At 68.8% G+C, this 21,752-nt stretch carries 16 protein-coding genes and 1 pseudogene; 13 read left to right on the top strand and 4 right to left on the bottom strand.

From position 1 onward, the window contains the following. Position 1: 1 nt before the first annotated feature. The gene (locus tag ACX9TP_RS20970; RefSeq protein ID WP_482981496.1) at positions 2-1,279 is read right to left on the bottom strand and encodes an aspartate kinase; all 1,278 of its coding nucleotides are present in this window, start codon (positions 1,277-1,279) and stop codon (positions 2-4) included. Positions 1,280-1,390: 111 nt separating this feature from the next. Here ACX9TP_RS20970 and hutH point away from each other — a divergent pair, with 111 nt between their 5' ends. The 5 genes from hutH (at position 1,391) to ACX9TP_RS20945 (ending at position 6,508) form a co-directional block, all read left to right on the top strand. Next, a complete protein-coding gene (gene hutH, locus ACX9TP_RS20965) occupies positions 1,391-2,917 on the top strand; it encodes a histidine ammonia-lyase (protein ID WP_482981495.1) in 1,527 nt (508 codons plus the stop codon). Between the two features lie 305 nt (positions 2,918-3,222). Further along, complete coding sequence (locus tag ACX9TP_RS20960; protein WP_482981494.1) at positions 3,223-4,125, top strand: peptidoglycan-binding domain-containing protein; 903 nt, start codon at positions 3,223-3,225, stop codon at positions 4,123-4,125. A gap of 32 nt (positions 4,126-4,157) precedes the next feature. Then, entirely contained in the window at positions 4,158-4,667 is a 510-nt protein-coding gene (locus ACX9TP_RS20955; protein ID WP_482981493.1) for a helix-turn-helix domain-containing protein, read from the top strand. A gap of 11 nt (positions 4,668-4,678) precedes the next feature. Beyond that, on the top strand, positions 4,679-5,188 hold the full coding sequence (locus ACX9TP_RS20950) for an IS630 family transposase (RefSeq protein WP_482982203.1): 510 nt from the start codon (positions 4,679-4,681) through the stop codon (positions 5,186-5,188). 474 nt (positions 5,189-5,662) lie between these two features. Continuing rightward, positions 5,663-6,508 (top strand): alpha/beta hydrolase, encoded by an 846-nt coding sequence (locus tag ACX9TP_RS20945; protein WP_482981492.1) that lies wholly within the window; start codon positions 5,663-5,665, stop codon positions 6,506-6,508. A 307-nt stretch (positions 6,509-6,815) separates the two neighbouring features. On the opposite strand, the gene ACX9TP_RS20940 is transcribed toward ACX9TP_RS20945, so the two are convergent. Continuing rightward, positions 6,816-10,070: a carbohydrate binding domain-containing protein gene (locus tag ACX9TP_RS20940; protein WP_482981491.1), complete on the bottom strand. Its 3,255-nt coding sequence runs from the start codon at positions 10,068-10,070 to the stop codon at positions 6,816-6,818. A 270-nt stretch (positions 10,071-10,340) separates the two neighbouring features. On the opposite strand from ACX9TP_RS20940, the gene ACX9TP_RS20935 reads away from it, so the two are divergent. The 5 genes and pseudogenes from ACX9TP_RS20935 (at position 10,341) to ACX9TP_RS20915 (ending at position 16,124) form a co-directional block, all read left to right on the top strand. Next, complete coding sequence (locus tag ACX9TP_RS20935) at positions 10,341-11,654, top strand: hypothetical protein (protein WP_482981490.1); 1,314 nt, start codon at positions 10,341-10,343, stop codon at positions 11,652-11,654. Between the two features lie 192 nt (positions 11,655-11,846). Beyond that, positions 11,847-11,990, top strand: a pseudogene (locus ACX9TP_RS20930) (IS3 family transposase); the annotation flags it as partial. A 79-nt stretch (positions 11,991-12,069) separates the two neighbouring features. Then, a complete protein-coding gene (locus tag ACX9TP_RS20925; protein WP_482981489.1) occupies positions 12,070-14,466 on the top strand; it encodes an Ig-like domain-containing protein in 2,397 nt (798 codons plus the stop codon). A 204-nt stretch (positions 14,467-14,670) separates the two neighbouring features. Continuing rightward, positions 14,671-15,597, top strand: coding sequence for a hypothetical protein (locus tag ACX9TP_RS20920; RefSeq protein WP_482981488.1), 927 nt, complete (start codon positions 14,671-14,673; stop codon positions 15,595-15,597). A gap of 2 nt (positions 15,598-15,599) precedes the next feature. After that, the gene (locus ACX9TP_RS20915) at positions 15,600-16,124 is read left to right on the top strand and encodes a hypothetical protein (RefSeq protein WP_482981487.1); all 525 of its coding nucleotides are present in this window, start codon (positions 15,600-15,602) and stop codon (positions 16,122-16,124) included. Between the two features lie 201 nt (positions 16,125-16,325). Here the strand turns inward: ACX9TP_RS20915 and ACX9TP_RS20910 are convergent, their stop codons facing one another. Both ACX9TP_RS20910 and ACX9TP_RS20905 read right to left on the bottom strand, forming a co-directional pair. Then, positions 16,326-16,835: a DUF1993 domain-containing protein gene (locus ACX9TP_RS20910; RefSeq protein WP_482981486.1), complete on the bottom strand. Its 510-nt coding sequence runs from the start codon at positions 16,833-16,835 to the stop codon at positions 16,326-16,328. 115 nt (positions 16,836-16,950) lie between these two features. Then, complete coding sequence (locus ACX9TP_RS20905) at positions 16,951-18,408, bottom strand: serine hydrolase domain-containing protein (protein ID WP_482981485.1); 1,458 nt, start codon at positions 18,406-18,408, stop codon at positions 16,951-16,953. A gap of 353 nt (positions 18,409-18,761) precedes the next feature. Here ACX9TP_RS20905 and ACX9TP_RS20900 point away from each other — a divergent pair, with 353 nt between their 5' ends. The 3 genes from ACX9TP_RS20900 (at position 18,762) to ACX9TP_RS20890 (ending at position 21,732) form a co-directional block, all read left to right on the top strand. Next, positions 18,762-20,270 carry a B12-binding domain-containing radical SAM protein gene (locus ACX9TP_RS20900; protein ID WP_482981484.1) on the top strand — a complete coding sequence of 503 codons (1,509 nt, stop codon included), beginning with the start codon at positions 18,762-18,764 and terminating at the stop codon, positions 20,268-20,270. A gap of 135 nt (positions 20,271-20,405) precedes the next feature. Then, positions 20,406-20,867 (top strand): carboxymuconolactone decarboxylase family protein, encoded by a 462-nt coding sequence (locus ACX9TP_RS20895; protein WP_482981483.1) that lies wholly within the window; start codon positions 20,406-20,408, stop codon positions 20,865-20,867. A 1-nt stretch (position 20,868) separates the two neighbouring features. After that, the gene (locus tag ACX9TP_RS20890) at positions 20,869-21,732 is read left to right on the top strand and encodes a sigma-70 family RNA polymerase sigma factor (RefSeq protein ID WP_482981482.1); all 864 of its coding nucleotides are present in this window, start codon (positions 20,869-20,871) and stop codon (positions 21,730-21,732) included. Positions 21,733-21,752: the final 20 nt, after the last annotated feature.

Raw genomic sequence — 21,752 nt, 5'->3', positions numbered from 1 at the left:
CTCAGACCTTCTCGCCCTTGAGGGCGGCCGCCTCGGAGACGGCGGAGGCACCCGCGGGAGGCATGGGCTGATCCAGCCCGAAGGCGGTGTGCAGCGCGCGCACGGCCAGCTCCGTGTACTTGGCGTGGACCACGCACGACACCTTGATCTCCGACGTGGAGATCATCTGGATGTTGATGCCCTCCGCCGACAGCGCCTGGAACATGCGCGCCGCCACGCCCGAGTGGTTGCGCATGCCCACGCCGACGATGGACACCTTCGCGACGTTGTCGTCCGTCTCGATGCCCACGGCCTGGATGTCCCGGGCGACGTCCTTCACCACCTCTTGAGCCTTGGCGAAGTCCGTCTTGCCCACCGTGAAGGTCAGGTCCGTCCGGCCATCCCGCGCGGGGTTCTGGACGATGAGGTCCACCACGATGTGCTTCTCGTCGAGCGCGCCGAAGATCTTCGCCGCCGCGCCCGGAACGTCCGGCACGCCGCACACGGTGATCTTCGCCTCGTTCCGGTCGTAGGCGACTCCGCGGACCAGCACGTCCTCCATGGTCTTGTCCTCCTCACACACGAGAGTGCCGGGGTCATCGGTGAAGGACGACTTCACCCAGAGCGGCACCTTGTACTTCATGGCGAACTCGACGGAGCGGATCTGCAGCACCTTGGCCCCCACGCTGGCCAGCTCGAGCATCTCTTCATAGGTGATGCGGTCCAGCTTGCGCGCGGCGGGGACCATGTTCGGGTCGGTGGTGTAGACGCCGTCCACGTCCGTATAGATTTCACACGCATCGGCCTGGAGCGCCGCGGCCACCGCCACCGCCGTGGTGTCCGAGCCTCCGCGGCCCAGCGTGGTGACGCTGCCCTCCTCGTCCACGCCCTGGAAGCCGGCGACCACGACGATGTGGCCCTTGGCCAGGGCGGCGCGGATGGGCTGCGCGTCAATGCTCTTGATGCGCGCCTTGGAGAAGGTGCTGTCGGTGACGATGCGGACCTGGTGGCCGAGGAAGCTGGTCGCCTTCCCCTGCTGGGCGTGGATGGCCAGGGCCACGAGGCCGATGGAGACCTGCTCGCCGGTGGCGACGATGACGTCCTGCTCGCGCTCGTCGGGCCGGTCGGTGATCTGCGACACGAGCTTGAGCAGGCGGTTCGTCTCGCCCGACATCGCCGAGACGACGACCACGACGTCGTGCCCTGCTTCCTGGGCGGCCAGGCAACGGAGGGCGACGTTCTTGATGCGGTCGACACTGCCCACCGAGGTACCGCCGTACTTCTGGACGATCAATGCCACGGCGCCTGCACCCTCCCTCTTCGGTCGGGCCGGAGCTATACGAGCAGCGCCCTCGGGTGTAAAGCGCCCGCAGCCGGCATTCTGGCGTTTACGCACCCCTTTGGAGCCCCAATGTCTCGCGCTCGCATCCTCATCGACGGTGACACCCTCAAGCTGGAGGAAATCCTCCAGGTGGCCCGGAACGAGGCCACCGTGGAGCTGGCCCCCGCGGCGGCCGCCCGCGTCCGCGCCTCGCGCGCCCTGGTGGACCGGGTCGCTGCCGGGGATACCCCGTCCTACGGCATCAACACGGGCTTCGGCACGCTGGCCGAGGTCCGCATCGACAAGAAGGACCTGAGGGACCTCCAGCGCAACCTCATCCTCTCCCATGCCTGCGGCGTGGGCACGCCCCTGCCCCTCCCGGAGGCCCGGGCGCTGCTGCTGTTGCGGTGCAACGTGCTCGCCAAGGGCTACTCCGGCATCCGCCCGGAGACGCTGGGGCTGGCGCTGGACATGCTGAACCGGGACGTGGTGCCGGTGGTGCCCGAGCGCGGCAGCGTGGGCGCCTCGGGTGACCTGGCGCCGCTGGCGCATCTGGCGCTGGTGTTCATCGGCGAGGGCGAGGCCTTCCACCAGGGCCAGCGGATGCCGGCGCGGCAGGCGCTGGAGAAGGCGGGCCTGCAGCCGGTGGTGCTGGAGGCCAAGGAGGGCCTCGCGCTGGTGAACGGCACGCAGGCCATGTGCGCGGTGGGCACGCTGCTCCAGCTCCGCGCGGAGACGCTGGCGGACCTCGCGGACGTGGCGGGGGCCATGACGCTGGAGGGCCTGCTGGGCAGCCACAAGCCGTTCATCCCGGAGATTCACGACGTGCGAGCGCACCCGGGCCAGAAGGACTGCGCGGCACACCTGCGGCGGATTCTCGCGGGCAGCGAGCTGGTGGAGACGCACGTCAACTGCAGCAAGGTGCAGGACCCCTACTCGCTGCGCTGCATGCCGCAGGTGCACGGCGCGGCGCGCGAGGGCATGGCCTTCGCGCGGCGCATCCTCGAGGTGGAGGTGAACAGCGCGACGGACAACCCGCTGGTGTTCACGGAGACGGAGCGGATTGTCTCGGGCGGCAACTTCCACGGGCAGCCCATCTCCCTGGCGATGGACGTGGTGGCCATGGCGCTGACGCAGCTGTCGTCCATCAGCGAGCGGCGCGTGGAGCAGCTGGTGAACCCGTCGCTGTCGGGGCTGCCGGCGTTCCTGGCGAAGAACTCGGGGTTGAACTCGGGCTTCATGATTGCGCAGGTGACGAGCGCGGCGCTGGTGGCCGAGTCGCGCGTGCTGAGCCACCCGGCGTCGGTGGACTCGATTCCGTCCTCCGCGGGCCGCGAGGACCACGTGTCCATGGGCATGACGGCGGCGCTCAAGGGCAGACAGGTGAGTGACTTCACCCGCTCGTGTCTGGCCATCGAGGTGCTGTGCGCGGCGCAGGCGCTGGACTTCCGCCTGCCGGCGAAGCCCGGCAAGGGCGCGCTGGCGGCATATGAGCTGGTGCGCAGCAAGGTCCCGCACATGGACCGCGACCGCGAGCTGCACAAGGACATCGAGGCGGTGAGCCAGCTCATCGACTCGGGCGCGCTGCTCGCGGCGGTGAAGTCCGCCACGGCCTGAGGCCACGGGTTCAAGTCCCGTACTCCTCGCCATGGAGAGCCTGGCAAGCCTCAGGGGTTGCTGGGCTTTTCTTTTTCCGCCGCCCCAGGCGCACATCGGATGACTTTCCCTCACCTCTGGGGCCATTGAGCCGGAGCAAGCTCATTCGAGGGAGCGGACCGGATGACGGCAGCCGCGCGGGGGGCGCTCGCCTCGCGGCGCGTGTCGCACCCCGCCGGAATTTCAGCTCTTGCGAAAATGGGACGCAACCATCCGTCGCAGGGGGCGATAACTCTCCCGCAGCCACTCTTCATGAGGTCTTCGAAATGCGTATCTCCTCCGCCGCGCGAACCACCCCCGCCGCCGCCAGCGCTCCTTCGAATCCCACCCTGAAGCGCGGCGCGTCCGGCCCCGCCGTGAAGTCCCTGCAGCAGGCGCTGGCCAGCGCGGGCTTCTCCCCGGGCGCGGCGGACGGCCAGTTCGGTCCGAAGACGGAGGCGGCTGTGAAGGCCTTCCAGAAGGCCAAGGGCCTCGTCTCCGACGGTATCGTCGGGCCGAAGACCTGGGCCAAGCTGACCGCGACTGCTTCTTCGGGCGGTAGCGGCCCCACGCTCAAGCAGGGCCACAGCGGCGCGCCCGTGGCCGCGCTCCAGAACCGCCTCAATCAGCTCGGCTTCAACGCCGGCGCGGCGGATGGCCAGTTCGGTCCGAAGACGAGCGCGGCGGTGAAGGCCTTCCAGAAGGCCAAGGGCCTCGTCGCCGATGGCGTCGTCGGGCCGAAGACCTGGGACAAGCTCGGCATCAAGGTGAGCGGCACGCCCTCGACTCCCCCCAGCACTGGTGGCGTGCGCGGCAACTCCGCGCTCGCCAACAACGCCCGCTCGGTGGCGTTGAGCATGGGTGGCTACTCCAGCCAGGGCCTGTGCGCCACGGGCGTCAGCCGCGCCATCCAGAACACCTACGGCATCAAGGTGTGGGGCAACGGCAACCAGATTGACAACAACCTGCCGCGCGACAAGTTCAAGCAGGTGAACCTGTCGCTCGCCGAGGCGCTGAAGATTCCCGGCCTCATCCTCACCTGGGAGCAGACCTCCACGCGCCTCGGCAGCAAGTACGGCCACACCGCCATCACCTCGGGCGACGGCCGCAGCTCCTACAGCGACTTCGTGGAGAGCAACACCCTGGGCGCTGGCGGCCGCAGCGGCTTCAAGGTGTTCATGCCGATCTAAGCGCCCGGACATAGATATTGTCCACCCCTGGCATGGAACCGCTGCGGGTGGACGAGGCGGTGCGTGAGCGGCTGCGGAGCATCAGCCGCTCCGAGGATGTGGATGCAGACGAGCGGGACCGGGTGCAGATGGTCCTGCTTGCTGCCGAAGGCTGGAGTGCGCCGCGCATCGCACGTCACCTGGGCGTCAGTGACAAGACGGTGCGCCGGCTGCTCAAGGGCTGGCGCGTGCAAGGCGAGCAGGCCCTCTTCAAGAAACTACCCGGGCCGGCGCCCGACTTCGGGCACCAGCAGCGCGTGCAGCAGGCACTGCAAGGCCTGCTCGAAGAGCCGCGCACCTGGAGCGCTGGCCAGCTGGCGCGTGCGCTGGAGGCGCACGGCATCCACCTGGGCCCGCGCCAGGTACGCCGCTACTTGGCGGCCATGGGTGCCGGCTGGCGGCGCACCAAGATGAGCCTGGCGCATAAGCAAGAGCCCGACGCCGTCACCCGGGCCCGGGCGCGCCTGCTGCGCCTGAAAAAAAAGCCCGAGAGGGGAAATTAGACCTCTACTTCCTGGACGAGTGCGGCTTCAGCCCGACCCAGCCTACCGGGTACAGCTGGGCCGCTGGCGGCACGCGCAAGCTGGTGCCGTACGAGAACCCTCGGGGCCGACGCGTCAACGCGCTGGTGGCGTACCGCCCGTTAGGACCCAAGCGCGGGCTGCGCTTCCTGGTGCGCCCGCGCACGCTGACGGCGCACGATGTGGTGCACCTGCTGCGCCGACTGCCGTCCGGCAGCTGCCCTTGCGTGGTGGTGCTGGACAACGTGGGCATCCACGTCGCCCGCGTGGTGCAGCAGGCGGCGCAGGCATTGAGCCGCAAGGGCCTACGCCTCTTCTACTTGCCGGCGTACTCGCCACAACTCAACGACGTGGAGGCCGTGCTGCAAGTGGTGAAGCACTACGAGCTGCCCCAGCGCAGCTACACCACCCTCGACGAGTTGGTGGCGGCCGTGCGGCGTGCACTGCGCCGCCACCACCTACGACTCCGCTCCCCTGGACAACATCTATGTCCGGGGGCTTAGTCAGGGTGCGCGTCAACACCTCCATACGAACCCTCTCCGGCGTCATGGGCGTTTGGGAATAGCCCAGCGCATGGGCCGCCGGCCTCGCCCTTCGCGGGGCGAACATCAAAGGGGTACGCGCTGTCTTGCTCGTTCTCCGGGATGCGGTCCGTTTCGGCGTGGTGGCCAGCCGGCAGATTCTCTCAAAGGCAACTGGACGCGGTGGCGCTCCGATTGAACCAGCGTCCGCGCAAGACCTGGAGTTCGCCACTCCAGCAGCCAGGTTGCAGCCGGTGTTGCGTTGACCGATTGAGTGCACCTCCGGCGGCTTCCGTAGCGGGAGCAGGCTGAGCGCGGAAAGACCAGGGGCCAGGAATCGAGAGGGAAACCTCGACGATTCCAAACCCTTTCATGTGACATGTCGACGAATGCATGGCTCTGGCAGTATCTGGGCGCGTGCTGCCCTACAGCGCGTGGCAACAGAGTGAGGATTCGATGCGAAACGCGATGAAGTGCGCGGCCCTGCTGCTGTTCGCCCTGGGATGCGCATGCTCGAGCACGAAGCCCGCCATCCCAGAGGTCGCGCCTCCCCATCAGACGTTCACGCTCGAATCCTCGAAGCTGAAGGAGACCCGCAACATCACCGTCTACCTGCCTCCGGGCTACGAGACCTCGGCGGACCGCCGCTTCCCGGTGCTGTACATGCCCGATGGTGGCTTGAAGGAGGACTTCCCGCACCTCGCCACCACCGTCGACAAGGCCATCCGCGCGGGAGAGCTGCGGCCCCTCCTGGTGGTGGGAATCGAGAACACCGTGCGGCGGCGAGACATGACGGGGCCCACCACCGTTGCTTCCGACCGGGAAGCCGTGCCCATCTCGGGAGGTTCGGCCGCCTTCCGCGCCTTCATCCAGGAAGAGCTGATGCCGGAAGTCCAGCGCCGGTATCGCGTGACGGAGGAGCGGGCCATCATCGGTGAGTCCGCCGCGGGGCTCTTCATCGTCGAGACCTTCTTCCTCCAGCCGGACCTGTTCGACACGTACCTCGCCCTGAGCCCCAGCCTGTGGTGGAACGCGGAGTCCCTGGTGCAACAGGCGGGAGCGCGACTCGCGGCCCGGCCGGACCTGCGAGCTGCCCTCTACGTCTCTTGCGCGAACGAGGGGGACATCGCTCCCGCTGTGACACGGCTGAAGGAGGTGCTCCGCAAGAGCGCCCCCCCGGGCCTGATGTGGGAGGTCGACCCGAGGCCCGACCTGCGCCACAACAACATCTACCGGACGACTTCGCCGGACGTGCTGCGCAAGTGGTTGCCTCCGGTGGTGCCCGCCGGGAACACGCCCTGACGGACATCGCCCCGTGTCACGCGCCGCGCGCATCCCCCGAGCCTCCATGCGGCGCCTGGCTTCAGCTGAGGGAATGACTCAGGCGGATCAACCCGCCCCCGGCGGGTATCGTGGCGAGGCCACGTCACCGTGCCCAAGGGAGGATGGAACCGCCGCGTGCCGATGACGAAGCGGCTGGCGGCGCTAGCAGCCAACCGCCACCTGAGAGGGCCGCGGGTGCTCTACCGCGACCTTCTCGTGCTGCGCCCCGCCAGCAGGTGGGCCCAGCGCGTGCCATGGCTGGGAGCGTTCAGAGCGGAGGCCGGGCTCACAGCCGCTGGAACGAGAAGTCGTCCAGGTCGGCGGTGACGACGTTCGCGATGTAGCTGTGAATCCAGATGCGGGCAGTGGCGGCGTTGGCGGGCGCGGACCTGTCGAGCTGGAAGGCCCGCCAGGCCGTCGTGCCCGCCGGCACCGTGAGGTTGCCCGAGGCCGCGGTGAGCTCCGCGCCCGAGGCGTCGTAGAAGCGCAGGTACACGCCCAGGCCGCTGCCGGAGACGAGGCGGCTCCAGAAGGCCACGCGGTAGCTCCTGCCCGGCTGCACGAAGAACGGCTCGCTCCAGGCCGAGGAGCCCTGGCCCGAGGTGGAGGTGTCCGTCACCCGCAGGCCCGCGGCGCCCGAGCGCGCCGCGGCGGTGGTGGCCACGCTCTGTCCCAGGTCCCCGGACACGTTCCACCCAGCCAGCCCGGACTCGAAGCCCGGGTTGGCCAGCGGGAAGACGGGGTTGCGCTGCCACTCGAAGAGGGAGGCGACGGCCGGGCGGGGCCGGGGCGGCAGCGCCGCGAAGACCAGGTCATCGAAGTCGGCCGTCACCTGGGCGGCCGCGTACGAGTGGAGCCATACCCGCACGAAGGCCGTGCCGGCCGGGGCGTCCGCCCGCAGGGTGTACTCCCGCCAGCCGGGCTCGGAGGGAAGCTGCTTCAGCGGGGACGCGAGCTGCTGCTGGTTGGAATCGAAGAACTGGAGATAGACGGCGATGCCGCTGCCCAACGTCTGCCGCGCCCAGTACCGCACCTGGTACGTCCAGCCCGGCAAGGCGGGGAACCGCACCGAGGCCAGCGAGGAACCCTGCGAGGTGCTGGCATCGCTCACCCGCAGCCCCTGCGCACCGCTGTGCGCGGCGGAGCCGGACGCGATGCTCATGCCATTGTCGCCGCTCGCGTCCCACTGGCTCAGCCCTGTCTCGAAGCCGCCATCGGGCAGCTCATGGGGCAGCGCGCCGAACTCGAAGTCATCGAAGTCCACCGTCAGCACTCCGTGGGAATAGGAGTGCAGCCAGAAGCGCGCCGTCACGGAGCCGGCGGGCGCGGTGTCGCGGTGGAGCACCTGCTGCCAGTTGCTCCCGGAGGCGAGGCTGTGAGGGTAACCCGCCAGCTCCCGGCCACCCGCGTCGTAGAAGCGCAGGTAGACGCCCATGCCCCCGCTGCCGCCACTGAGGATGCGCTGCCAGTAGCGCACGCCGTACACCCCGCCGGGCTGCACGGGGAAGGCAGGGGACAGCACGCTGGAGCCCAGCGTGGAGCTGCCATCCGTCACGCGCAGGCCGCTGCCGCCGGTGCGGGCCGCGGAGGCGGACAGCACGCTCATGCCGCTGTCGCTCGCCTCCAGCGTCCAGCCCGTCCAGCCGCTCTCGAAGCCGGGGTTGGTGAAGCCGGCCCGGGCGAAGGTGTCGGCCGTGGTGTTGTCCCGCAGCACGGAAGGGGCGGCCTGGCCGCTGGAGAGGGCCGCCGGCCCGGTCAGGCCCTGGAAGTGGTTGCCGGTGAGCGCCACGCCGGTGCAGTCGGACGTCTCCAGCCGCACGCCGGAGCCGGCCGCCCCGAGGACGAAGACATTGTCCGCGAGCACGTGGCCTCCGCTGTTGTCCTTGGCGAAGACGCCCACGCCCGTGTCGGCATGGATGCGGTTGTAGGCGAAGACCCAGCCACGGTTCATGCCCCCGAGCCAGACCCCGGCCTTCGGTGAGGTCACGTCGGAGTTGTAGACGACGTTGCGCGGTCCGTTCGGTCCGTGGGCGGTGTCCTCCGGCGGCGAGGCCCACATGCCGTAACCATAGGCGCCGTGGCCGCGGTTGGCTTCCACGGTGACCTGCTCGAAGAGGTTCTCGTTCGTCCAGCCGGCGTGCCACTGCGCATCGCTGTCCACGAAGGTGCTGCGCCGCACCACGTTGCCCGCCGCCGACCACTGCACCAGCGGCGCGTGGCGCATCTTGTACGTGGTGACGCCGTCCATCAGACAGTCATAGGCGTACTCGAAGCCGACATATGCCGTGCCGCCGTCGCCCTTGAACCACGCATCGTCGAAGACGCTGTCGCGAATCTCGCAGAACTTGCCGGGATTGAAGTAGAGCGGGAAGCGGCCCGCCTTCTTCACGTGCACGTTCTTCGCCCAGCTTCCCCAGGACCAGGCGAAGAGGATGCCGCTGGTCCACACGTCGTTCGTCTGCTCCAGCGACAGGTCCTCCACGCCGTTGCCGGTGAGCGGCACCATCTTCTGCACATAGCTGCCATCCGCCTTGGGGAAGTCGATGCGCAGCGGCTGGTTGAGCATGACGACCTGGCCGCTGACGGAAGTGGCCCTCACCTGGTAGCGGCGGAAGTTCGTGCTCGTGGTGCAGGCGTTGCGGACCTCCGCGTTCCACGCGGGCGTCGCCGGGGCGAAGATTTCCAGGAAGTCGCCGGCCACCACCGTGTGGCCGGGCGGCAGCGTCACCTGGGTGTCCCCGCGCAGGCCGCTCACGTCGAGCAGGAAGGTGCTGCCCGTGCGGCCCGTGCCGAGGAAGTTGATGGCGCTCAGATGCCCCGCGCCGGGGATGGCGTTGGCGTCGCTGCGGTTCTCCAGGGTGACGGTGAGCGTCCGGGTGCGGACCACGCCGCCCGGATACTCGGCCTCGGCGACGACCTGCCTGCCGGTGCCATGGCCCGCCTTCGCGGCCAGGGAGGCGCCGCTGGTGCGCAGGGAGAACGACGCCCCCCAGTGGCCGCTGGAGCGCAGCTTCTGCGTGACGACCTGCCCGCCCGCCTTGATGGTGAGGCGCTGGAGCTCTCTGGGGTCCGCGTGGATTTCCAGCCAGTGGTTGTTCGCCAGCGTCTGGTTGGAGATGCCGGGCGGAAGGAAGAAGGCGACGTCGTTGGACGGCGGAGCGAAGCGGAAGACCAGCTTCGTCGCGCTCCGGCCCGCGCCGCGCAGCACCACGTTGGAGCGCCGGATGAACGCCGGCCGGTCCAGGTGGAACGTGCCCGCCGGGAGGCTCACCACGCCCCCACCCGCCTGCGCGCAGGCCTCCGCCGCGGCCTCGAGCGCGGCCGTGTCGTCGCGGCCGTCATCGGCCACGGCGCCATGACTGGTGATGGCGCCGCACGCGGGCAAGGCGCCCGGAATGCCGCCGGGCACGCCGGACCGCGTCCAGTCCGGATAGACGATGCCGTCGGGACCGAGCACGTCGGCGGGATTCCACGTCTGGGCGAGCACAGGCGTGGACAGGCCCAGCGTGAGCGCCAGGGCGAGGGAAAGGGGGCTTCTCATGCGGTGTCTCCCAGGTACGGCTCCGGAGCCAGCGGCTCGTCCACCCCTCCCCCGGTGCAGGCCTGCAGCACCAGGAGGGGTGTCAGCGTCGTTCTCGCCATGGAGGGCCCTCCGGGCGCCCCCCCGAGGGCGCACCCGCCAGTACCTTCGCGGCTACTACCGGCCAGGAAGCCGCGAAAGTTATTTATTTCTGCTTTTGCCATGAATCCGGCGATTGGACGCGGTAGTACCCTGTGAGCGGTTCAACTCTTCTGGCGAGGCGCGTCCCCGGTGCCCCTGTTCCTCCTGCTGGCCCTGCTCACCGCCGCTCCCGCCGCGGACACGGACACGACGTGCGAGCCCGCGGAGGGCACTCCTGGCGACGAAGGCATTCCCTCCCAGGCCGCGCTTGTTCGCTGGGCTCGGAGTCGTCTCGGCCCGGAGGCCGCCGGCATCGTCGGCGCGCTCGACTGGGAACAGCTCTCGTGGTCCGGCAGGGAGGGACGCTATCTCGCGCCACCGCGCTCCCCAGGCGCCTGGAAGCTCCGGCTGGCCGTGCCCGAGCCATTCCAGCTCACCGCGTCGCTCTCCCTGGAGCCCGGCGCCTGTCTCACGCCGCGCTTCTCCCATCCGGAGGCTCCCACCGCCGAGGAGGGTGCGCTGGAGCTCGAAGGGCCCTGGCGGGTGGAGCTCCGGCTGTCCGCTGGCGACAAGACCGAGACCCTCCTGCTCACCGGCATCCCGCGGCTCGCCGTCGCCTGGCACCGCGAGGCCGGACGGCCCCAGGCGCGCCTCTTCGCAGAGGAGCTCTCGCGGCCCTTTGAGTTCGACCTGCCCATTGCCCACGGGACGTCCGAGCGCACCTGGAACACCCTGACGCGTCCGCGTCCCTCAATGGCCTGGCAGGACCTGCTCCTCGCGCTCCTGGCTCGCGGCGACTCGCCAGCGCGCCAGCGTGCGGCCGCCGTGACGCTCCTGACCACCCAGAGGCAGGAGCTCAGTGGGAGTGTCCAGAGCGCCCTGCGCTCCCTGCTGCTCACCAAGCGGCTCCGCCCGAAGGAGGCCGCGGCGCTGGACCTCGTGGCCCGGGCGCCCCCCGAGGGGAGCAAGGCCCCCGCGCTCTTCACCGTGGACGGTGCCGCGCCTCCGCGTCTCTGGGTGGACGGGCAGGAGGTCTCCGGCTGGGCGCCGCGCACCGGGGGCTTCGAGGTCGGCACCCCGCTGCAGGGGTTCGTCCTCGTGCGGGCGGAGTGGCCCGGTGGAGAGACCCAGGGCTTCTGGGCCGTGCTGGGCCCAGGCGTCCGCCTCCACCTGAAGACGGACCAGGGCCCCCGTCAGGACTCGCCTCCCGAGGGCGAGCGCTGCATCGCGGTGGAAGGGGCCGACGCTCGCTGGTTCTGCGAGTTTGAGTCCGTGCCGCGCCAGGGCCCGCTGTATTGCCCTTCGCCGGCGTACCTCCGGAGCGCCATCGCGCTCCAGTCGCAGCGCAAGAGCGGAGCGGAAGCCTTGCTCTACTTCGTGCCCACCCTGCCCGGCCGCTACACCTTCCGCTGGCACGGTCCCCACATCGACGGACGCTGGGCCCCCGGCTGTGCAAGTCCCTGACTGTGCCGAAGGCCTGCCTCCGGGGTGGGAGTAGCCCAGCTCCGTGGACACCCGAGATGTGATGGAGGGAGCACGGGATGTCCGCGAACGAGGAGAAGCAGAACAAGCCCAGGAGGCCGCGCAAGACCCTGGAGTTCACCACTCCAGCAGCCAGGTTGCAGCAGCAATTGCGTTGACTGATTGAGTGCACTCACCCTGAAGCTGGAGCTCGTCTACGTCACCCGCTTCAAGACTCAAGAGGCGAAGCGCGCGCTGTTCGAGTACATGGAGGTGCTCTACAACCGGAAGCGGCGCCATTCCTCCCTGGGCTACGTCAGCCCAGTTGAGTTCGAGCGGGTGGCCACAACGAAGAGGCTGGCCGCGTCACCGACCTGTCTACGGAACCGGGCCACGCCCATCTCAGGGGATACAAACGATGCGAAGCCGTTTTGGAGTGCTGTTGTCGTGGGGACTGGGCCTGACGCTGACCTTGTCCCTGGGAGCGTGTGGTGTGGAGGCCCCGGAGGATGGGGGGGCGCAAGAGGACAACGGGGCGTTGACGCTTGAGCGGCAGGAAGCCTCGTTGACGTGGGACCCGCATGCGGACGCGGTGGCGTCCGGCACCACGGCGGCGGTGCTCAACGCGAGCGCGGCGCTGGGCGCGCCGGATGGACAGGCGGCGACGCTCCTGGGCCTGCTCAACGCGGCGCTGGTGTTGGATTTGGGCGCGGGCGAGGAAGGCACCGGCGACCTGCGCGTCTATTACCATGGCCTGTCGTTGGCGCTGGTAGCCCAGGTGGACTTCCTGAAGGCGGATGGGACCCTCATCGGCTCCAGCGCGTTGCACCTGGTGGAGCTGGGCATGGGGACCCATGTCGCGGTCGCGACGTACCCGGGCAACAAGCCCTATCGCTACGTGCGCCTGCGGGGCGCGCTCGCGATCTACCTGGTAGATGCGGTGGAGACGTCGCTGCGACCCATCTGTGGTGATGGGGTGCTGGCCGGGGTCGAAATCTGTGATGACGGCAACCCGCTCTCCGGAGATGGCTGCAACAGCGTCTGCCAGGTGGAGCCGGGCTACACCTGCACGGGACAGCCGAGCGTTTGCGACAACAACTCAGCGCCCACGGTCGAGGACGTCGACGCGACCACCGCCGAGGACACCTCGGTGAACATCACCATCTCCGCGACGGACCCGGATGGCGACGTGCTTGCCTTCTCCTACACCACGCCTGGCCATGGAACGCTCGCGCTCTCGGGGGCAGCGGTGACGTACACCCCGAACGCGAATTTCAACGGAGAGGACACCTTCCAGGTGACGGTCTCCGACGGCAGGAAGCAGGCAACGGCCACCTTCACGGTCACCGTGACTCCGGTCAACGACGCGCCCGTGGCCGCCTCCGCCACGGTGACGGTGAACTACAACACGTCGACGCCCATCTCGTTGACGGCCACGGACGTGGACGGGGATGCGCTCACGTTCACCGTGACGGCTCCCGCCAACGGAACCCTGTCCGGGACGGGCGCCCAGGTGCTCTACACGCCGGCCGCTGACTTCCAGGGGGCGGACGCGTTCACCTTCACGGCCACCGACGGCGCGCTTGCCTCCAATACCGCCACGGTCACCATCACCGTCCGGGGGCCGCCTGTCTGCGGCGACGGCTCCGTCGATTCGGGTGAGGTGTGTGACGACGGCAACCGCGTCGCGGGAGACGGCTGCCGAGCGGACTGCCAGGGCGTGGAAGTGTGCGGCGACGGCCTGGTCGACAGCATTGCGGGAGAGCAGTGCGACGATGGCGGCACGACCCCCGGGGATGGCTGCGACGCCACGTGCCAACTGGATGCCTTTACGAATGTGCCCCCCACGCTCATCAGCGGGACGCTGAACTGCACCACGGCCACCACGAACACGGGGCGCAAGGTGGCGGTGGATGCACTGGGGCGCTTCTACGCCGTCATGAGGTGCGGTAGCGAGGTCCATGTCAGCGTGAGCGAGGACCGTGGCCACACCTGGGTGGGGCCCACGCCCCTGGGCATCACCAACGCGGCTGAAGTCGCGATTGAAGGCGGCCCCACTGGCGTCGCCTACGTCGCGGCCACCAGCGCGGGCACGGTGGTATTCACCCGGACCGTCGACTCGGGAGCAACCTGGGAGGCGCCGAGAGCCCTCGGCTCGGCGGCCAACCCTACCGTCAGTCTGGATTCCAGGGGCGACGCCCTCTACATCTCCGTCTCGCGAGGCTCCGCGGGGGTGCGCGTCCTCCGGAACTTCGCGCGAGGCGCGAACGACTTCAGCGTGACGGACGTGGCCCAGAACAATGCCTTCTTCGACGTCATCGTGGACAAGATCAGCGGAGATGTCTTCTCGGTGAGCGACGACCCCTCTTTCCGCATCTGCCGCAGCAGCGACCAGGGGACCACCTTCGGCCCGCAGAGCTCCCCGCCGGGGCAGGCCTACTTCTCGGACTGGACGGGCTCCAACGGCTTCATCTACGCCACGGGCTCCTTCGGGGACGACAACGTGGACGTCATCCCGATGTCAGCGCCGGGGACGAGCACCCAGGTGCCGGGCCTGCCCACGGACGTCGGTCCCGGCTCCTTCCGGACGATTGACGCGGACGCGCTCGGCAACGGCTACATCGCCTCCCAGCGGGAAACGGGCAACATCCAGTTGGACCGGATGCTCGTGGGGGCGGCCACCATCCTGAACACGGATGCCAGGACGGTGGGGCCAGGCGCCGCGCCAGCAGTCGCTGCGCTCCCGTCGAACGGCGGCGCCCTGGTGGCCTATACGAACGGCACCAGCGTCTACGCCTCGGTGGTGGTGTACTGAGTCCCTGATGCGCGCCTCCCAGTGCGTGAGGGAGGCGCGCATCGAGTTGAACTGCGCGAGAGGCGGGGATGGAGGTCTGGGCTTGCCCCGCTCTCCGGTTGCGGAGCTGGCCGCGCCGCCGAGACCGCGACAGGCCTGTCAGAAGGCGCCCGCCTGGATTCGCGAGTGGACTGGACGGACTTCGAACCGATAGAAGGGCGCACCATGTCCTTCCGACGGCTCGCCCGCGCACTCGGCGTGGCGACTCTGCTCGCAGCCTTTCGACTGGCGCATGCGGACCCGGCCCCCGTGGCGCTTCCCACCGTGCAGCGCGCCTTCGAGCATGGGCGCTTCGCGGACGTTCTGAGGGACGCGGAGCAGGCGCTCACCCAGGCGCCGCCGGCCGAGCAACCCGACCTGCACCAGCTCGCCGCGCTCGCGGCCTTCAACCTCGGTGAGCACGACCGGTCCGACTCCCACTTCCGCGCCTTGCTGCGACTCGTGCCCGACCACGCGCTCGACCCCTACAGCATCCCGCCCCCGGTGCTGCGGCGCTTCGAGCAGCTGCGCAAGGCGATGGAGCCGGAGCTGCAAGTGGCGCGGAGTCAGGAACAGGCCCTTCGGGAGGCGCAGCTCGCGCTCCAGCACGAGCGCGAGCGCGGCGCCGAGCTGGAGCGACAGCACGCCCGGGCGCTCGAGGCGCAGCAGCAGCGCACGACCGAGGCCGCGCGCCTCGCGAGCGCCTATCGCCCCCTGGTGGTCTGGCTGCCCTTTGGCGCCGGCCAGTTCCAGCAGGGCCGGAAGACGGCGGGCACGGTGCTGGCGGTGGCCGAGGGGACGCTCGCGCTCGGCAGCATCACCTCCTTCCTCACCTACCACGCGCTCCTCGACCGGCGGACCATCCAGGTGGAGCGCGAGGACGGGCCGCACGTGGTCATCGAGCGAGGCATCCAGCCCGCCTTCCAGGAGCGGATGCGAGCCTGGCGCACGGTGAACCTCGTCACGACCGCGGCCTTCTTCGGCCTGTGGCTCGCGGGCGCCACCGAGGCCGCCCTGCGCGAGCCCGAGGCGCCAGCCCCCTCCCCCTCCCCGCTCCCCACGCTGAGCGTTGGCGCGCGAGGCGCCAGCGTCGGCCTCGGGATGCGCTTCTGACCATGGCTTTCCGGCCCGCCTCGCCGCGTCTTCCCGCGCTGCTGCTCGCGCTGCTGACGCTTCCCGCCTGCCCCATTCTCACGCAGGACAACTATTTCGAGAACCGCCCTCCCCGCCTCGTGGAGGAGTACGCGAGGCCCCAGGGCGCCGAGGTGCGGGTGCGCGCCGAGGAGGGCTGCGCGCCGCTCGAGTTCTCCGCCCAGGTCGAGGATCCAGACCTCGACGACGACATCCGCTATCGCTGGTTCGTCGATGACGTGTTCGTGGCGGAAGGGGTGGTGCGGAACACCACCGTCGAGCTGCTGCGCGCCGAGCGCATCTCCTGGAGCGAAATCCCTCGCGCGCCGACCAGCCTGCTCAGGGCGCCGGGCACCCACTTCGTGGAGCTCATCGCCGCCGACGCGGAGCTCGTCGGGCGTGAGCCCCAGCCCCGGCGGCCCCGCCCGGACGGAGGAGGCGACCCGACCTATGCGGACAGCCGCACGTGGGTGGTGACCGTGGAGGAGTTCGGGCCCACCTGCCCCTGAGCGCGTGTTGTCCACGCCATGCCCGGGGCTTCGCGTCGTCCTTCACGGAAGGAGGCGAAGCTCTTCAAGCCATGGGCCCGCGCCCCCCACGCGCTCAGCCCGGGCTCCCGCGCGCCGGGAACAGGGAGGCGCGTGTCCTTGTCATGCGGGGAGCAGGGCGCGTCCCTGCTCACCGCGATGATGGGCGCCCCATCCGAGGGCTCAGCGCCCGCCGAGGAAGTCCGCCTTGCCCAGGTCCACGCCGTTGTGGCGCAGCAGCGCGTATGCGGTCGTCACGTGGAAGAAGAAGTTCGGCAGGGCGTATTGCTTCAGGTACTGCTCCCCGGTGAACAGCATCGGGTCCTTGCCGCGCCTCGGCACGCTGACCTGCTTCTCCTCGGTGCCGTCCAGCTTCTCGCGTGGCACGGACTCCAGGTAGGCGACGGTCTTCGCGATGCGCTCCTCGAGCTCGAGCAGCGTGGCCTCGTTGTCCTCGTAGCTCGGCGCATCCGTCCCGGAGAGGCGCGCCACGCAGAACTTGGCCGAGTCACAGGCAATCTGCACCTGGGTCTTGAAGGGCAGCATGTCGGGCGCGAGCCGCACCGTCACCAGCACGTTGGGGTCGAACTTCTTCGCGTCCGCGTGGGCCCGGGCCTTGCCCAGACACTTCGAGAGGTTGCCGAGCATCGAAACGAAAATCGGCACGCTGGCCGAGGACATGGAAATCGTCATGGAGGGTCTCCGGAATGGGAGCCCTGCTCTAACCCAAAGCCGCGGCCGGCGCACCTCCATCTCGGCTCCGCCCGCGGCTGGCGCCGTTCGATGCGCGTTCGAGTCCGAGCCGCAATCAATCTGCTGCCTTCTCGAACTTCACGTTCTTCGCTCCCCAGTTCGAGATGCGGAGACCGGTGACGGTTCCTTTGGAGCTTCGGACGAACTCGATCTCGACGGGAAATCCGATCCTGCCTGAGAATTTGTCCTTCCCCGCGTCGCTGAGGGCGATGTCGCCGTATCTGATGTGGGAGAGGATCAATCTTCCGCTCGCGGCTTTCGCGCGGTACGCCGTGTCCAATTCGGCGTTGTAGAACCTGCCTTCGAAATCCTTCAGGCTGGCATTCGGAGCTGCCGTGGGCTTGTTCTCAGCCGGCGCGGCGTTCGGGACGGGGGCAGGCTGAAGATCTTTCAGGTAGAGCTCCGCGATCTTCAAGCTGGTGACCGCGTTCAGGTAATGTTCGTCGTTGCTCAACGCGATGACGCCCAGTCGCTGCTCGGGGAAGCGCCCGAGAAAAGATCGAAACGCGGCCGCATGCCCGCCATGGCTGTAACGCTTGACGTTCCTCTCGTTCCAGAGGATCTGCCCCTTCGCGTGGTAGCCCGGGTTGCCATCGGAGACCGCGTAAACGACCCGCTCGCCGTTGTTGAGCAATGACGGCTCCTCGAACCTGCGTATCAGCTCGGCATCGCCGACGACCGGCTTCTCGAAGTTCAGCACCCATTTCGCCATGTCCTCCACGGTGGTGTAGACGTTTGAGGGGCCGTCGACCGAGTTGTTCACGGACTTTTTCTTGTAGGTGCCGCCGTCCAATTCGTAGGAGTCCGCCCGATTCCGGACGAGCGTTTCGTAGTCGTCGTAGAACTGCGTGTCGTTCATCCCGAGCGGTTCGAAGATGTGCTTCTTCGTGTACGCGACGAACGACTGCCCGCTCGTTCGCCTGACGATTTCCGCCAGCAGCGTGTAGCCGGAATTGCTGTACAGGAACTGGCTGCCGGGCTCGAAGTTCAACTCCTTTTGCCGGCTCAACATCCTGATGACCTGCTCCGTCGTGGTGACGTCGACGGAATGCCACCCGGCCAGGCTCATCACCGCGGCCTGGTCTTTGATGCCGCTCGTGTGTGCGAGCAGGTGCTTTATCCTTACCGGTTTGCCGTAGGCCGGTAGCTCCGGAATGTATTTCCTGACGTCATCCTCGAGCGAGACCTTGCCTTGCTTCTCCAAAAGGTAGATCGCGAAAGCGGTGAACTGCTTCGAGACCGAGCCGAGCTGAAACACCGTCTTCGTGGTGATCGGCACGCCGAGCTCGAGATTGGCCGTTCCGTAGCCCTTCTTGAAGGCCACTTTCCCGTCTTTGACGACCGCCACCGCGACCCCAGGAGTCGATGCGTTGTAGTTGGAGAAGATCCGGTCGATCTCCCCGCCGACGTCTACACCGTGCGTTTGCCCGAATGCGGGCGAGGCGGCGATGAAAAGCAATGCAATGGAAAAGAGCGTTCTAGGCATTCGGGGCCTGGTCGGGTGAGCCATCATGACGGGCTGCTTCTTGATGGGGTCCTCTGTTGTGGGTGCTGCGGGGCACTGTGCCTGTCCGCCAGCGGCCCGTGCGGCCCGTTCAGCCAGCCGGCAGCTCCGTGCAGCGAACGGGGCCTCCGCTGCGGCGAACGGGGCCTGGCTGACGTTTCCCTCACCCATTCGGGCCGGAGGGCTTCGCTCCCTGCCGTCGCTCACGGCACCGCGCCCACGCTCGTCATCGCCCCCCCGGAGGCTCCCACCCGAGCGGAGTGACGGCTCAGCCTCGTCTTGCGACCGCTCACCCGGGGCCCCCCGAATCCCTGACTGGCGGTCCGTACCCTGCTCCCCGTCATCTCCCCTGGAGGAAGCGGATGGATGCGAGGCCTGTCAGACCGCCGGACCCGATGCAGGTGGCCCCGGTGCTGCCCCCTGCGCGGAAGGGCACCCCGGTACCGCGCACGGTGCTGTTGGTGAATCCCTTCTATCCCAAGGACGTGAACGCGAGCTTCGGCAAGCACGTGCTCACGCCCACGCTCGCGCTCACCAGCCTCGCCGGAGCCACGCCACCCGAATGGCGCGTGCGCTACTGGGATGAGAACCTGCTGCAAGGCGCCCCGCCCATGGAGGAGGTGCCGCAGGTGGTGGGCATCAGCGTGCACCTCACCTTTGCCCAGCGGGCCTATGCGCTGGCCGCCTGGTTCAAGGCGCACGGCTGCATCGTGGTGATGGGCGGCCTGCACGCCCTCTCCTGCCCCGACGAGGTACAGGCGCACGCGGACTCCCTCTGCGTGGGCAACGGCGTGCCCGTCTGGCCGCGGATGCTGCGGGACATCGAGCGCGGGGAGCTCAAGCCCCGCTACGGCGCCGAGTACCGCGACTACGCCGCCGACCCTCCTCCGGACCGGCGCATCCTGCCGGACTACGGCTTTCTCACCCCCGCCTCGCTCATCGCCACGCAGGGCTGTCACAACCGGTGTGACTTCTGCTACCTGGCCACCGGTGACACGCGCATCAAGTACCAGATGCGCACCCCGGCCCAGGTGGCCGAGGACTTCCGCTCCACGGGCGCGCCCTATGGCGTCTTCGTGGACAACAACCTCGGCTCGAGCCGCCGCTACCTGCGCGAGCTGTGCCAGGCCCTGGCGCCGCTGGAGAAGATCTGGAGCGCCGCCGTCACCCTGGATGTGACAGACGAGCCTTCCCTGGTGCGGGAGATGGCGCTCGCCGGGTGCACGGGGGTCTTCATCGGCTTCGAGAGCCTGACCGACGACAACATCCGCGCGGCGGGAAAGAAGAGCCCGCGCGCCGAGGACTACGCGCGCCGGGTGGAGGTGTTCCACCGCAATGGCATCCAGGTGAATGGCAGCTTCGTGCTGGGCTTCGACCACGACAGGCCGGAGGTCTTCGAGAACCTGGCGCGTTGGATAGAAGCCACCCGCATGGAGTGCGCCACCTTCCACATCCTCACGCCCTATCCGAACACGCCGCTGTTCCGCCGCATGGAGGCCGAGGGGCGACTGCTGCACCAGGACTGGTCTCTCTACGACACGGCGCACTGTGTCTTCCGCCCCAGGCACATGAGCCCCGAGGAGCTGGAGGCCGGCTATGCGTGGCTCTACCGGCGGCTCTTCTCGCTCTCCTCCATCTGGGCGCGCAGGCCCCGCCAGGCCAGCGCCGTGCTGCCGTACCTGGCGATGGCGCTGCTCTACAAGCGCAGCAACTTCCTGTGGCGCTTCCTCATCCGCCACCGCCTCACGCACAAGGTGTGGTCGCCGCTGGTGCAGCTCACCCGCCTGCGCCACCTGCGCTACCGCCGGCGGCTGGCGCTCGAAGGCTCGCTGCCCGGGCACCTGGTGTCCCCCATCCGCCCCAGTGTGTAGCAGGGGGGCGCCCGCGAAAGGCCACCGTGCTCGGAGGGGGAAAATCCCTCCGAAATGGCCATGTCACACGCGCCATGGGTGAGTCGTCCCAGGGGCGGACAGGATGTTCCTGCCCCGAAAAACGGAGCCACACCCATGAAGGCCAGGATGAATCCCTTTGCCGCCGCACCGGCCCTGATGAAGGAGATGCTCGACTTCTCAGGGAAGGTCCAGGGCAGCGGGCTCGAGACGAGCCTGACGGAGCTGGTGAAGATCCGCGCCTCGCAGCTCAACGGCTGCGCCTTCTGCATCCACATGCACGCCCTCGACGCCCGCAAGCACGGAGAGACCGAGGAGCGCATCTACCTGCTGTCCGCCTGGCGGGAGTCGCCCCTCTTCACCGACCGCGAGCGGGCGGCCCTGGGCTGGACCGAGGCCCTGACGCTCGTCTCCCAGACTCACGCGCCGGATGCTGACTATGCTGCGATGCGGGCACACTTCAGCGAGGAGGAGAGCGTGAAATTGACCCTGCTCATCGGGATGATCAACACCTGGAACCGGATTTCCGTCGGCTTCCAGTCCATCCATCCGGTGTCCCCGCGCAGTGAAGCCGCCTGAGGTGACTCCCGAGGACGCCTTCGACCCGCTCCGCCCGCGCCTGCTCCGCATCGCCTACCGGATGCTGGGCAGTGTCGCGGAGGCGGAGGACGTGGTGCAGGAGGCGTATCTGCGCTGGCACCAGACGGACCGCACCGTCGTGCGAGATGCCGAGGCCGTGCTCGTCCGCACGGTGTCGCGCCTGTGCCTCGACGTCCTGAAGTCCGCCCGCGTCCAGCGCGAGCAGTACGTGGGGACCTGGCTCCCAGAGCCCATCGTCGAAGCGGTGGAGGGTGACGACTTGACGCTGACCCTGATGATGGCTCTGGAGCGCCTGTCCCCTCTGGAGCGGGCCGCGTTCCTGCTGCATGACGTGTTCGGCATGGACTTCGACGAGGTGGCGCGGGCCATCGACCGCGATCCCGCGGCCTGCCGTCAGCTCGCCAGCCGGGCAAGGAGCCACGTGCGCGAGGCCCGGCCCCGCTTCCCGGTGTCGGAAGGCAAGGGCCGCGAGCTGGCCTCGGCGTTCTTCACCGCGTCCCGGAGTGGCGACCTCCAGGCGCTCCAGGCACTGCTCGCCCAGGACGTCGTCACGTACACCGACGGCGGAGGCAAGGTGAAGGCTGCCCCCAACCCCATCTACGGAGCGGACAAGGTCCTGCGCTTCTTCAACGGGCTGCGGGAGCGCTTCGGGCTGAACGCCTCGCGGCTCGTCTACGAGGGCCTCATCGACGGACTGCCGGCCATCGTGAGCGTGGGGCCGGATGGCGTGTTGCAGACCACCGCGTTCGCCATCGAGGAGGACCGCATCGTCGCCATCTACATCACGCGCAATCCCGACAAGCTCCAGGGCATCCGCCGGTTGGTGGGCGAGGACGTCATTTGATGACGAGGGGAAGTCCGGGC

This window comes from Pyxidicoccus sp. M15, from assembly GCF_056858435.1.
The sequence above is the reverse complement of the archived record's forward strand: the minus strand, read 5'-3'. Positions and strand labels throughout refer to the sequence as shown.